Annotated in this window: 14 protein-coding genes; 5 read left to right on the forward strand and 9 right to left on the reverse strand. The window is 65.6% G+C overall.

What is annotated here, in order from left to right; genetic code table 11:
- The first annotated feature begins 8 nt into the window (after positions 1–8).
- Positions 9–1,910: a penicillin-binding protein 2 gene (gene mrdA / locus CAL22_RS01955; RefSeq protein WP_094809871.1), complete on the forward strand. Its 1,902-nt coding sequence runs from the start codon at positions 9–11 to the stop codon at positions 1,908–1,910.
- The gene (rodA, locus tag CAL22_RS01960) at positions 1,907–3,043 is read left to right on the forward strand and encodes a rod shape-determining protein RodA (protein WP_094809872.1); all 1,137 of its coding nucleotides are present in this window, start codon (positions 1,907–1,909) and stop codon (positions 3,041–3,043) included. Before mrdA ends, rodA begins: the two co-directional genes overlap by 4 nt.
- A 53-nt stretch (positions 3,044–3,096) precedes the next feature.
- Here rodA and CAL22_RS01965 read toward each other — a convergent pair whose 3' ends face one another.
- The 5 genes from CAL22_RS01965 to argB all read right to left on the reverse strand — a co-directional run bounded on the left by CAL22_RS01965 (position 3,097) and on the right by argB (position 8,067).
- Positions 3,097–4,155: an Ldh family oxidoreductase gene (locus tag CAL22_RS01965; protein ID WP_094809873.1), complete on the reverse strand. Its 1,059-nt coding sequence runs from the start codon at positions 4,153–4,155 to the stop codon at positions 3,097–3,099.
- Between the two features lie 10 nt (positions 4,156–4,165).
- The gene (locus CAL22_RS01970) at positions 4,166–5,659 is read right to left on the reverse strand and encodes a DASS family sodium-coupled anion symporter (RefSeq protein ID WP_094809874.1); all 1,494 of its coding nucleotides are present in this window, start codon (positions 5,657–5,659) and stop codon (positions 4,166–4,168) included.
- Between the two features lie 156 nt (positions 5,660–5,815).
- Positions 5,816–6,391 (reverse strand): nucleoid occlusion factor SlmA, encoded by a 576-nt coding sequence (slmA, locus tag CAL22_RS01975; RefSeq protein ID WP_094809876.1) that lies wholly within the window; start codon positions 6,389–6,391, stop codon positions 5,816–5,818.
- A 30-nt stretch (positions 6,392–6,421) separates the two neighbouring features.
- Entirely contained in the window at positions 6,422–7,165 is a 744-nt protein-coding gene (locus CAL22_RS01980; protein ID WP_094809877.1) for a pyrimidine 5'-nucleotidase, read from the reverse strand.
- A complete protein-coding gene (gene argB / locus CAL22_RS01985) occupies positions 7,165–8,067 on the reverse strand; it encodes an acetylglutamate kinase (protein WP_094809879.1) in 903 nt (300 codons plus the stop codon). The genes CAL22_RS01980 and argB overlap by 1 nt, the downstream gene beginning before the upstream one ends.
- A 239-nt stretch (positions 8,068–8,306) precedes the next feature.
- Here argB and CAL22_RS01990 point away from each other — a divergent pair, with 239 nt between their 5' ends.
- Positions 8,307–9,095, forward strand: coding sequence for a MetQ/NlpA family ABC transporter substrate-binding protein (locus CAL22_RS01990; RefSeq protein ID WP_094809881.1), 789 nt, complete (start codon positions 8,307–8,309; stop codon positions 9,093–9,095).
- Positions 9,096–9,128: 33 nt separating this feature from the next.
- On the opposite strand, the gene CAL22_RS01995 is transcribed toward CAL22_RS01990, so the two are convergent.
- The 4 genes from CAL22_RS01995 to CAL22_RS02010 are packed head-to-tail and all read right to left on the reverse strand — an operon-like array spanning position 9,129 to position 11,437.
- Positions 9,129–9,623 (reverse strand): TlpA disulfide reductase family protein, encoded by a 495-nt coding sequence (locus CAL22_RS01995; RefSeq protein WP_094809882.1) that lies wholly within the window; start codon positions 9,621–9,623, stop codon positions 9,129–9,131.
- The gene (locus CAL22_RS02000) at positions 9,620–10,372 is read right to left on the reverse strand and encodes a BON domain-containing protein (RefSeq protein WP_094811050.1); all 753 of its coding nucleotides are present in this window, start codon (positions 10,370–10,372) and stop codon (positions 9,620–9,622) included. Before CAL22_RS02000 ends, CAL22_RS01995 begins: the two co-directional genes overlap by 4 nt.
- Positions 10,372–10,965 (reverse strand): phosphoheptose isomerase, encoded by a 594-nt coding sequence (locus CAL22_RS02005; protein WP_167383536.1) that lies wholly within the window; start codon positions 10,963–10,965, stop codon positions 10,372–10,374. Before CAL22_RS02005 ends, CAL22_RS02000 begins: the two co-directional genes overlap by 1 nt.
- A gap of 13 nt (positions 10,966–10,978) precedes the next feature.
- The gene (locus tag CAL22_RS02010) at positions 10,979–11,437 is read right to left on the reverse strand and encodes a YraN family protein (protein WP_094809884.1); all 459 of its coding nucleotides are present in this window, start codon (positions 11,435–11,437) and stop codon (positions 10,979–10,981) included.
- 40 nt (positions 11,438–11,477) lie between these two features.
- On the opposite strand from CAL22_RS02010, the gene rsmI reads away from it, so the two are divergent.
- Both rsmI and CAL22_RS02020 read left to right on the forward strand, forming a co-directional pair.
- Complete coding sequence (gene rsmI, locus CAL22_RS02015) at positions 11,478–12,410, forward strand: 16S rRNA (cytidine(1402)-2'-O)-methyltransferase (RefSeq protein ID WP_094809886.1); 933 nt, start codon at positions 11,478–11,480, stop codon at positions 12,408–12,410.
- Positions 12,407–12,964, forward strand: coding sequence for a methylated-DNA--[protein]-cysteine S-methyltransferase (locus tag CAL22_RS02020; protein ID WP_094809888.1), 558 nt, complete (start codon positions 12,407–12,409; stop codon positions 12,962–12,964). The genes rsmI and CAL22_RS02020 overlap by 4 nt, the downstream gene beginning before the upstream one ends.
- Positions 12,965–12,981 lie beyond the last annotated feature (17 nt).

The raw sequence follows: 12,981 nt of genomic DNA on the forward strand, positions 1-12,981 counted from the left end.
GCGCGCCCATGTTCGAGTTCAAGAAGACCAGCCAGCAACAGAAGCAGCGCTTTCGCCTGCGCGCCTGGGTGGGCGGCCTGTTCGCGCTGGTGTGCTTCGGCGTGCTGGCCGGCCGCTTCTGGTTCTTGCAGGTCGATCGGTACGAAGGCCTGTCCGAGCGCGCCGACCGTAACCGCATCGCCGTGCAGCCCATCGCGCCCCGGCGCGGGGAAGTGCTCGACCGCAATGGGGTGGTGCTGGCGCGCAACTACCGCACCTACACGCTGGAAGTCGTGCCGGCACGCGCGGGCTCCATCGATGATCTGTTTGCGCGCCTGACGCCCGTGGTCTATATCAGCCCGACCGATCAGCGCCGTTTCAAGCGCCGGGTGGCCGAGTCCAGCCGCTATGCCAACCTGGTGCTGCGCAACAACCTCAATGACACCGAGGCGGCCTGGTTTTCGGCCCATGCCTTCGAGTTTCCCGGGGTGGAGCTGCGCGCGCGCTGGGTGCGCGAGTACCCGCAGGGTGAAGCCGCCGCCCATGTCGTGGGCTATATCGGCCGTATCGCCGAAAACGATCTGGACGAGCTCGAAAAGAGCGGCCAGATGGGCAACTACCGCGGCACGGATGTGATCGGCAAGAAAGGCATCGAAAAGACCTGGGAGCAGGCCCTGCATGGGCGCACCGGCTTGGAGGAAGTCGAAGTCACCGCCGGCGGGCGTCCGGTGCGCACGCTGCGGCGTATCGATCCGGTGCCCGGCTCGGACATCATGCTGTCCATCGATCTGGAGTTGCAGCGCATCGCCGAGAAGGCCTTCGAGGGCCGCCGCGGCGCGCTGGTGGCGCTCGACCCCGACACGGGCGAAGTGCTGGCCTTTGTCTCGCAGCCCTCCTTCGACCCCAATCTGTTTGTCGACGGCATCGACGTCGAAAACTGGCGCCGCCTGAACGAATCGCCCGATCACCCGCTGATCAACCGTCCGCTGTCGGGCACCTATCCGATCGGCTCGACCTATAAGCCCTTCGTGGGTCTGGCCGCGCTCGAACTGGGCAAGCGCCGGGCCACCGACCGCATGCCCGATCCGGGATATTTCGAGTTCGGCGGCCAGAAATTCCGCAACGCCGCCGGCGCGGTCTTCGGCATGACCGACATGCATAAGGCGATTGTCGTGTCCTCGGATACGTATTTCTATTCGCTCGGTCCGGAAATCGGCGTCAATGCGCTGCATGACTTTTCCAAGCAATTCGGTTTCGGCCAGATCACGGGCATCGATCTGGAAGGCGAGCGCGCGGGCGTGCTGCCCTCGACCGACTGGAAGCGGCGCGCCTACAAGGATCGTGAACGCCAGCGCTGGTATGCCGGGGAAACCATTTCGGTGGCCGTGGGCCAGGGTTACAACGCCTTTACCTTGCTGCAACTGGCTCAGGCCACCTCCACGCTGGCCAACAACGGCCTGTACCGCCGGCCGCATCTGGTGCATGCGGTGCGCGACGCCCGTTCCGGATCGCTGGCGGCCACCCCGTCCACGCCCGACTATCGCATTCCGCTCAAGCAAGCCAATCTGGACGTCATCAAGGGCGCCATGACCGACGTGATCCGTTCTGGCACGGCGCGGCGCGCCTTCGCCGGCGCACCCTATCAGGCAGCGGGCAAGACCGGCACGGCGCAGGTGTTCAGCCTGCGCGGCGGGCAATACCGGGCCTCGGCACTGGATGAGCGTTTGCGCGACCATGCCCTGTTCATGGGCTTCGCGCCCGCCGATCACCCGCGCATCGCCGTGGCGCTCATCGTGGAGAACGCGGGTTGGGGCGCCAGCGCCGCCGCGCCCGTGGCGCGCGAGGTCTTCGACTACTGGCTCGGTCCCAAGCGGGAAGACAAGATCGAGCGCGCGCAGCCGGCTGTCGCGGCGCGGGAGAGCGCCGAATGAAGCGTCTGGGCCTGATCCTGCTGCGGATCTTCACCGCGTTTGACTGGCCCTTGCTGCTGGTGCTGGTGTTGTTCGCCGCGTTGGGCTTGACCGTCATGCACTCGGCGGTGGGCAGCACCGACTGGCGTTTCGCCGAGCAGTCGCGCAATTTCATCATCGCTTTTTTTGCGATGTGGATCATGGCGCTCGTGCCGCCCCAGACCCTGATGAAGCTGGCGCTGCCCTTCTATGTGCTGGGCATCGTGCTGCTGCTGGGCGTGGAGTTCGCCGGCGAGACGAGCAAGGGCGCGACCCGCTGGCTGAATCTGGGATTCACGCGCATTCAGCCTTCGGAGATGATGAAGATCGCCGTGCCCATGATGCTGGCCTGGTATTTCCAGCGCCACGAGGGCCAGGTGCGCATCCGCGACTTTCTGGTGGCCGCGCTGATGCTGGTCGCACCCTTCGGGCTGATCGTGCTGCAGCCCGACCTGGGGACGGCCCTGCTGGTGTTCGGCGCGGGGTTTTTCGTGATTTATTTCGCCGGCCTGTCGTTCAAGCTGCTGGTGCCGGCGGTGCTCGTGGGCGTGATCGCCATCGGGACGCTGGTGTACTACGAAGATCAGCTTTGCGAACCCGATGTCGATTGGGTCGTGCTGCACGACTACCAGAAGCATCGCGTCTGCACCTTGCTCAATCCGAGTTCCGATCCGCTGGGCAAGGGCTTTCACACCATCCAGTCGATGATCGCGGTGGGCTCGGGCGGCCTGTACGGCAAGGGCTATATGCAGGGCACCCAGACCCATCTGGACTTCATCCCCGAGCGCACGACCGATTTCATCTTTGCGGTCTATGCCGAGGAGTTCGGCCTGTACGGCGGCGTTGCGCTGCTGGTGCTCTACAGTCTGTTGATTGCACGCGGGCTGGCGATTGCCTCCCGCTGCGGCAATCAGTTCGGGCGTTTGCTGGCGGGCTCCATGACGATGATGATGTTCATCTATGTGTTCGTGAATGTCGGCATGGTCACGGGCATCTTGCCCGTGGTGGGTGTGCCCCTGCCCTTCATGAGCTATGGGGGCACGGCCCTGCTCACCATGGGTGTGGCCTTCGGCATCATGATGAGCATCAGCCGCGCCAAGCCGGTCAAGGCCTGAGCGCGCCCAGGCCTTGAACCGCCGCCGCGCCGCCTCGGGCGGCGCGGGCCGCGTCAGCCCGGCTGGACGGCCGGCGGCGCGACATTTAGCGATTGCCCCAGCTTGCTGAGATTTTCCCAGATGGCCGGCGCGAACTCGATCGCGTCGCGATTGATCTCGCGGTTGGCGGCTTCGTATTCGCCCGGATATTGCACCCGGTCCACGCCCGGCTGTGGCGGGCAGGCATGCAGATAGTCGATGAAGGCATCCACTTCGTGCGTGCGCCAGCTGGCGTTGAAGTCCACCTGCGGGTTGAGCAGCACCGCAAACAGATTGTTGGTGGCCACGCCCTGGCGCGGATTGTCCGGCTGGATAGTGCCGCCGCCCGAGAGCACGCCGGCCAGCAGCTCGGCGACCAGACCCATGGCATAACCCTTGTGCCCGCCGAAAGGCAGCAGCGCGCCGGGCGGGTCGGTGAACAAGGCGTTGGGGTCGGTGGTCGGGTTGCCTTGCGCATCGATCAGCGATCCCGGGGGCGCGGGCTCACCCTTGGTGGCCAGCACGCGCGCCTTGTTCACGGCGATCGAGCTGGTGGCCATGTCGACGATCAGCGGCGGCCGGCCGCCCGGCAGCGGGCCGGCAAAGCACAGCGGATTGGTCGTCAGGCAGGCGCGGGCGCCGCCATAGGGCGCCACGGTCGGTGCCCGGTTGATCACGTTGGTGAAGGCCAGCAGGATCAGCCCCGCGTTGGCAGCCATCTCGCCATAGTGGCCCATGCGCCCGAGGTGATGGCTGCGGCGCAGGGTCAGGATGCACGAACCGAGCTCACTGGTGCGCTTGATGGCGGCCTGCACCGCCATCTTGCCCACGTGCTGCCCGAAACCGTTATCCCCATCGAAGGCCAGGAAACTGCCATTGTCGGTCAGCAGTTGCAGGCGGCCGTCGGCGCGCACGAAGCCGTCCTTGAGCACGCGTGCGTAGTTGGGCAGGATGGACAGGCCGTGGCTGGTGTAGCCAACACGGTCGGATTCGGTCAGGTGCTCGGCCACGTCGTGGGCGATGTCCTGCGGCACGCCTTGCGCACGGAGCAGGGCCTCGCCGTAGGCAATTGCATCGGCAATCGCGATTTTCATGCGTGGCTCCTCAGATGACGCCCAGCCAGCGCCAGTAGGTCGCGCCCATCAGCAGCATCAGCCCGTAGCCCACGAGGGTGATGATGATGCCGACCTTGGCGAACTGCTTGGCGGTGAAGGTTTCCGTGCCCAGGCACACCATGTTCTGCGGCGCGTTGATGGGCAGAATGAAGCCGTAGCTGACCACGAAGCCCAGCAGCATCGTCATGCCCAGGCGGTTGAAGTCGCCCGGCAAGGTCTGCAGCACCGAGATCAGAATGGGCAGCATGGCCGATGTCAGTGCGGTGGCGCTGGCAAAACCCAAGTGGATCAGGATGAGGAAGGCCGACAGGATGGCGAAGATCATCAGCGGGCTGACGTGATCCAGGCCGGTATGCGTGACCACCTGATTGCCCAGCCACTGGCCGGCCTGTGTCGACAGCAGGGCCGAGCCCAGGCTGATACCCACGCCGAAGACGATGACCGTGCCCCACGGAATACGCGATTGCACGTCTTTCCACGTCATCACGCCGATGCGCGGCAACATGAGCAGCACCAGGCCGAAGTAGGTGGTCGAGGTGGTGTCGAAGTTGTGCAGGATTTTTTCAGTGGACCAGCACACCAGCAGCATGATGGACACGGCCAGCAGGCGCTTTTGCGGGCCCGTCATGGGGCCGAGTTCGCGCAGCTCGCGTTCGACGGCTTCCTTGCCGCCGGCGATTTCATCGCTTTCCGGCGGCAGCATCTTGAGCACGACGAAGATCAGCACCGCGGACATGATGATGGACCACGGCGTGCCGGCGATCAGCCACTCGGCCCAGCTCACGCGCTGGCCGAGCATTTTTTCCATGAAGCCGACGGTCAGCAGGTTTTGCGCGGCGGCGGTCTGGATGCCGACGTTCCAGATGCTGGTCGCCTGGGCCACGATGATCATGATGCCGGCGGCGATGTTGGAGCGCTTGTTCACGCCGAAGGCTGCGATCACGCCCATCATGATGGGCACGACGGCGGCGCTGCGCGCGGTGGCGCTGGGCACGACCAGGCTGAGCACGATGGTCACGGCGATGGCGCCGATCATGATGCGGCGCGTGGTGGTGCCGATTTTCGAGAGCGTGACCAGGGCGATGCGCCGGTCCAGGCCGGTGAATGTCATGGCCGCGGCGATGAACAGCGCGCCGGCCACCAGCGCCAGGGCGGAGTTGGCAAAGCCTTGCAGGGCCATGGTGATGGCCGCCGACGTGCCGATCAGCACATCCGGGTTCTTGATCGACGGCGCCGTGCCGAGCAAAAACGCCATCAGGGTCGTGACCATGATGGCGCTGGCTTCATACGAGACGGCTTCTGTCACCCAGACCACGACGGCAAACGCCAGAATGGCCAGCATGCGGTGACCCGCAACGGGCAGCTCGGCAGGCGTGGGGATGAGCAGGACGATGATGAGGGCGAGAATGCCCGCGACAAGGCCTATGGGAATACTGGATTTTTTTGGGGCTTGCGGGGCAGGGACAGCGGCTTGCGCGGTCATATGCATCTCCGTTTCTGAGTCAAAACCACGACGAAACAAGTGTAACGACTAGAGGGAAACCCGTATTGATGGCTATCAAGCTAGCACGCTTTTACGCTTGTGGGCAGGGGGGCCGCAGATTATGCTGCTCAGCCCGACGTCAGGCAAGCATTGGTTTCAAGGCAGCGCCAGCCGTAACTGTTCTTCGAGATGCACGGTGGGCGCGACGCGCCAGCCGCTTTGCGCATAGCGCAGCCAGCGCCCCATGACCAGGTGGGTCAGCAGGCTGGCGTGCGCGGCCACATTGGCCTGAGCCGGCAGGCTGCCTTCGCTGACGGCGTTGCGCAGGCACTGCTTGAGCGTTGCCTCGATACGGTCATTGATGTGGTTGATGCGTTCTTGCAGGCGATTGTCTTCGGTGACCAGGGCGTCGCCGGTCAGCACCCGGGTGATGCCGCGGTTGCGCTCGGCGAAGGCCAGCAGCATGGAGACCGTCTTACGGGTTTGCGGCAAGGCTTGCGGCTCGGCCGAGGCGATCTGGTTGATCAGCGTGAACAGCGTCGTTTCGATGAATTCGATCAGGCCCTCGAACATCTGCGCCTTGCTGGCGAAATGACGGTAAAGCGCGGCTTCAGAGACCTGCAGACGCGCTGCCAGCGCGGCCGTGGTGATGCGGGCAGCGTGCGGCTGCTCCAGCATTTCGGCCAACATCTGCAGGATCTGGGTTTTTCGTTCGCCGGGTTTGGTCGACATGACAGGGCCGTGATCTGGGCGGGTTGACTGTCAGCCCCGCAACGGGCGGCGGCGCAACAGCAAGTCTGTGACGCAGTTTACCCGCAAGTCGACATAGCCTGGCCGGTGCCGGTGGGCGCGGGCAAATGGGGTGCCGGGATGATAGACGTGCACCGTGCGCAGGCCCGCGCGCCGGGCGCCGCGCAAGTTCTCCAGCGTGTCTTCGACCAGCACCGCGCGCCGGGCCGACACGCCCTCGTGCGCCAGCACATAGCGCAACAGCGCGGCCGACGGCTTGGGACGGAATTCGCCATGCAGGCGCATTTGTTCGATGCCCCAGAGCGCGTCGAACTGCTGCAGAATGCCCAGGTGGCGCAGCACAGCGCGCGCATAATGCAAGGGCGCATTGGTGAGCAAGACCTTGCGGCCAGGCAGCCGCTTGAGCTTGCCGGCCAGGCCTTTTTCGGCGCGCACCAGGGGCTTGACGTCGAAATCGTGGCTGCGGTGCAGAAAGCGATGCGGGTCCGCGCCATGATGGCGGACCATGCCGATGACGGTCGCGCCGTAGCGTTTCCAGTAGCGGGTGCGGTATTCGTTGGCGGCGTCGACATCGACGTCCAGCAACTCCGACACCGCGCGCGTCATGCCCGCGTCGATCTTGGGAAAGATGGCGTGGGAGGTGTCGTGCAGGGTGTTGTCCAGATCGAACAACCACAGCAGGCCCTCATCGGCCGGCTCGCGGCGCGAGCGGCGCACGCGCGCCGCCGGCCGCGACAACTGGCGGCGCGCCAGCATCAGTGCGAACTGATCATGGTGCCCACACCGCGGTCGGTGAGGATCTCCAGCAGCAGGCAGTGAGGAACGCGCCCGTCGACGATGTGCACGGAATTCACGCCATTCTTGGCCGCGTCCAGTGCCGAGGAGATCTTGGGCAGCATGCCGCCCGAGATGGTGCCATCCTCGAACAGCTCATCGATGGTCTGGGCCGAGAGGCTGCGCAGCAGATTGCCGCTTTTGTCCAGCACGCCCGGGGTGTTGGTCATCATCAGCAGTTTTTCGGCGCCCAGCACTTCGGCCATCTTGCCGGCGACCACGTCGGCGTTGATGTTGTAGGCCGTGCCGTCCTCGCCATAACCGATGGGCGAAATCACGGGGATGAACTGGTCATCCTGCAGGGCCTTGACCACCGCCGGCTCGACACGGGTGATGTCGCCCACGAAGCCGATGTCCAGCGGCTCAGTGGGGTTTTCCTTGTTGGTCATGAGCTTCTTGCTGGCCTGGATCAGCATGCCGTCCTTGCCCGTCAGGCCGACGGCCTTGCCGCCGACCTCGTTGATCATCATGACGATGTCCTGCTGCACCTGGCCGCCCAGCACCCATTCGACCACTTCCATGGTCTCGGCGTCGGTCACGCGCATGCCTTGCACGAAGGTGCCCTGCTTGCCGATGCGGCGCAGCGCGTCGTCGATCTGCGGGCCGCCGCCATGGACCACCACCGGGTTCAGGCCGACCAGCTTCAACAGCACCACGTCGTGGGCGAAGCTGCGCTGCAATCGTTCTTCCGTCATGGCATTGCCGCCGTATTTCACTACGATGGTCTTGCCATGGAATCGTCGGATATAAGGCAAGGCTTCGGAGAGAACGGCGGCTTTGACAGCAGGAGACATTACGGCGGCAGGGTCGGGGGCGTCGGTCATGGCAACAGTTATGAACCTAATAAAAAAGATGGAAAAAGTGCCTGCGCCCATGGCGGGGTAGCGGCATGGCGGCAAGCACAGTCCGAATTGTAGTCAAGACCGTAGGCATATGCTTCGGCGCCATGTTCATATGGCCGACAAACGGGCAGGTTTCAAGTAAATTGGGGGCGTTTTTGCAACGGCCGGGGCCGATTCCGGCGGCCTGGCCCCCTAAGATCAACGATACCAGAGGCAATTTGATGACATTCAAGCTCTTGCGCTCGGCCATGCTGCTTTCCGCCCTGGCCCTGGGCGCGACCCAGGCCCACGCCGAGAAACTGACGATCGCCGCCACCCAGGTCCCGCACGCCGAGATTCTGGAGGTGGTCAAGCCTGTATTGGCCAAGGACGGCGTCGAGCTCGATATCAAGGTGTTCAGCGACTACGTCCAGCCCAACCTGCAGGTGGCCGACAAACAGCTCGATGCCAACTTCTTCCAGCACAAGCCGTACCTGGACACCTTCAACAAGGACCGCAAGACCAACCTGGTGCCGGTGGCCCTGGTGCACGTCGAGCCGTTTGGCGCTTACTCCAAGAAAATCAAGAAGCTGGATGAACTCAAGGCCGGCTCCACGGTGGCGATCCCGAATGATCCGTCCAATAGCGGCCGCGCGCTGCTCTTGCTGCAAAAGCAAGGCCTGATCAAGCTGAAGGATCCGGCCAACATCGTGGCCACGCCCATCGATGTGGTCGAAAACCCCAAAAAGCTCAAGTTCCGTGAGCTCGAGGCTGCCATGCTGCCGCGCTCGCTGGATGACGTCGATCTGGCGCTGATCAACACCAACTACGCGCTGGAGGCCGGCCTGGTGCCGACCAAGGACGCGCTGTTCATCGAGGGCTCCGACTCGCCCTACGCCAACATCGTGGTCACGCGCGAAGACAACAAGGATGCGCCGGCGGTCAAGAAGCTGGTGCAGGCGCTGCACAGCGACGCCGTGCGCAAGTTCATCGTCGAGAAGTACAAGGGCGCGGTCGTGCCGGCCTTCTGAGGCAGGCGCGCCAGCCAGGCCCTGGGCGCGGGCTTATCCCGCGGCCAGGGCTTTTTCTACCGTGGCGTGGAACTCCGCCACGTCATACTCGCCCAGGTAGCGTTTGATGATGCGGCCTTGCTTGTCGATCAGAAAGGCGGTGGGTGTCAGGCGCACGTCGCCGAACGCCCGCGCGAGCTCGCCCTTGGTGTCCAGGGCAACCGGAAAGGGCAGCTTGCGGGTCTGGACGAAATTGAGCACGTAGTTGGGCGGGTCGTACTGCATGGCCACGCCGATGGCTTCGTAGCCCTGCGGGGCATAGCGGTCGTAGGCCGCGATGGTGTCCGGCATCTGCTTGACGCAGGTCACACAGCTGGTGGCCCAGAACTTGACCAACACCACCTTGCCCTTGAGGTCTTGCATGGAGACCTGCTTGCCCTGCAAGGTGGTGAAGACCACCTGGGGGGCGGCCGGCGCCGGCCGCCAGACGAACCAGGCACCGATGCCGGCGATGATCGCCACGGCCAGGGCAAGCGCGAGCTTTTTCATTTGATGGGCATGAGTTCGATGCCGCCGTCCGTGCCGCCGCTGCTGCCCGAGGTGCTTGCCCCCGATGCGGCGCCATCTTGTGACGAGGCCGCGCCGGTTTCGATGGGCGCGTCCTTGGCATTGTTGTTGTTCGAGAGCCGAACCGCCTCTTCGCGGCTGATGATGTCGAACAGTTTTACCACTTTCGTGACACCGCCGACACTGGCGGCCGCATTGGCGGCGTAGTCGCCTTCGGATTGCGTCACCATGCCCATGAGATAGACCACGCCCTTGTCGGTCGTGACGGCGATGGTGCGCGAAGGCACGTATTGCGCGTTGATCAGGGCCGTGCGGACCTTGGAGGTCAGCCAGGTGTCGTTCGAGCGCGTCGAGAAGGCCGCCGACGGGCCGACGGTCAGCTGGTTGCTGACGCTTTTGACCTTTTCGACCCCTTGGGCGATGGTCGTGGCCTGGGCCTTGTCGGCTTCGGTGGGGACGTCGCCGGTCAGCAGCACCTGGCCGTTGTAGACCATGGCGTTGACGCGGGCGGCTTCGCCCAGCTTCTGGCTGATCTGGCTTTCTACCCGGAAGTTGATGTTCTGGTCATCGAGCTGGGTGCCAGAGGTGCGCCGGTCGGTCGCGACCACGGCGGTGCTTGCCGCGGCGCCGCCCACGACCAGCGGCACGCAGGCCGACAGCGAGGCGGCCGTGGTCGCCAGGGCCAAGGCCAGAACGAGGGGGCGGACAGCGCGTTGCGCGTTGGGCATCATCATTCGGTGTCTCCAAGCAGTAGGGCATCGATACCGTCGCACAGGGCATGCAGCAGGAGGATGTGGACCTCCTGGATGCGCATGGTCCGGTCGTGCGGAACACATAAATGGACGTCATTCGGGGTGATCAGTTCCCCGACGACGCCGCCGCCCTTGCCGGTCAGGGCAATGACGTGCATTTCGCGGTCGCGCGCGGCTTCCATGGCGCGCACCACGTTGGGAGAGTTGCCGCTGGTGGAGATCGCCACCAGGACGTCGCCGGGCTGGCCCAGGGCATTGACCTGGCGCTCGTAGATTTCGTCAAAGCCGTAGTCATTGCCCACGGCCGTCAGAATGGACGTGTCGGTATTGAGGGCGATGCCGGCCAAAGGCAGGCGGTCGCGCTCGAAGCGGCCCACCAGCTCGGCAATGAAGTGCTGGGCATCGGCGGCCGAACCGCCGTTGCCGCAGGCCAGAATCCGGCCGTTATTGGCCAAGGCCGCGAACAGCAGCTCCACGGCAGCCGACAAGGGCTCGGCCAGGGCATGCATGCTTTGTTCGCAAAGCGCCATCGCATCGCGGAAGTGCGACGTCATGCGAGAGGTCATATCCATGGCGCGGATTATCTCACGGTGCCGCCCGGGGCGACCGGCGGCGAGGGCGCCGTCCGCGTAACGGCTGTGACTGAATGTCGGGGGTGAAGGCCGCGGGCAACCAGTGCGGCCGGCCGGCCTCGAAGGCCACCACGTCAAAGCGCAGAGGCCGCGGCTGCCCGCCGGCCTGCGCCTGCCAGCAAAGCGCCGCGCGCGCCAGCCGCGCCTGTTTGGCGGGCCCGATGCTGGCCGCCGCGCCGCCGTAGGCCGGATTGGCGCGCCAGCGCACTTCGACCACCACCAGCTGCTGGCCGTCGCGCATGACCAGATCCAGCTCGCCGTAGCGGTTGCGTACATTGCGCGCCAGCAACCGCAGCCCGTGCGCGCGCAACAGGCGCAGCGCTTGGTCTTCGGCACGTCGTCCCTGCCGGTGGCGGGGATCGGCGCGCGGCGCGGGCCGGCACCGGCGCAGCAGCAGGGAGAGCAGTCGCATGGGGCTACACTGACAGGGTTTTCACCGCCGCGGTCCCCTTATGAATCAAGAAGTCACATCTGCCGTAGTCGGCGAATCCTGGCGCCGGGTTGCCGAACGGGTGGCCGCGCAGCACTGGCCCGAGGGGGCGCTGTATGTCGTGGCCACGCCGATCGGCAATCTGGGCGATCTGGGTCTGCGGGCCTGGCAGGCGCTGGCGCGCGCCGATGTCATCGCGGCCGAAGATACCCGTGCCAGCCGCACGCTGCTCGATGCCTGGGGCATTGCCACCCCCTTGATGGCCGCGCACCGGCACAACGAAGCGCAGGCGGCCGACAACATCTGTCAGCGCCTGGCGCAGGGCCAGCGCGTCGCCCTGGTGTCCGATGCGGGCGCGCCTGCGGTGAGCGATCCCGGCGCCCGGGTGGTGCGCGCGGTGCGCGAGGCGGGGTATCCCGTGGTGCCCATCCCCGGTCCCAGCGCCGTTATCACCGCCCTCATGGGCAGCGGCGTGACCACGGACGAGAACCCGGCGTTTGCCTTCGCGGGCTTCGCGCCACCGAAGGCCGCGGCGCGCCAGCGCTGGCTGGCCGAGTGGAGCGCCCTGCCGGCGCCGGTGGTCATGTTCGAGTCGCCCCACCGTCTGGCGGCCACGCTGGCCGATCTGCTGCAGGTCTGCGGCCCGCAGCGGCAGTTGACCGTCGCGCGCGAGCTCACCAAGCGGTTCGAGGAAATCGAGACCTTCGCCTTGGCCGATGGCGCGGCCTGGCTGGCGGGCGACAGCCATCGCGAGCAGGGCGAGTTTGTGCTGATCCTGCATGCGGCCCCGCGGCGCGAGGACGAGGTCGCCAGTGACCCGGCCACCGACCGCTTGCTGGATGCCTTGCTGGAAAGCGTCTCGGTGCGCGACGCGGCGCGGATCGCCGCCCGGGCGACCGGCGCTCCGCGAGACGCGCTCTATCAGCGCGCCTTAGCGCGCAAAGGCCAGTCATGAGCCGTGTCATGGAGGATAGCGCCGCTCTGGAGATCGACACGCCTCTGGGCGGCTTGCGGCTGCTGGCCAGCGGCCCCTTTTTGTGCGGCGCCTGGTTTCTCGACCAGGACGATCTGGCCCTGCCGGCGCGCGAGCAGGCGACGGCGGACGAGGCCGCCGTGCTGAGCCTGGCCGAGGCGCAATTGCGGCAATGGTTCGATGGCCAGCGGCGCGACTTCGATCTTCCGCTCGCGCCTCGCGGTACGGTCTTTCAGCGTGCGGTCTGGAATGGCCTGCTGGCGCTGCCTTTCGGGGCGACGGTCAGCTATGGGCAACTGGCCCAGGCGATCGGCCGGCCGCGCGCCATTCGGCCGCTGGCGCAGGCCGTGGGCCGCAATCCCCTGTCCATCATCATTCCCTGTCATCGCGTCATCGGCTATGACACCCGGCTCACGGGGTTTGGCGGCGGCCTGAAACGCAAGCGCGCCTTGCTGTCGCACGAGGGCCATCGTTACCCCGGCCATTCGCCGCGCGCGCGCCGGGTCTGTGACGGGCAGATGGACCTGCCCTGGTAAGCACGTCGGACGCTGTC

The organism is Bordetella genomosp. 12, assembly GCF_002261355.1.
GTDB lineage: Bacteria > Pseudomonadota > Gammaproteobacteria > Burkholderiales > Burkholderiaceae_B > Bordetella.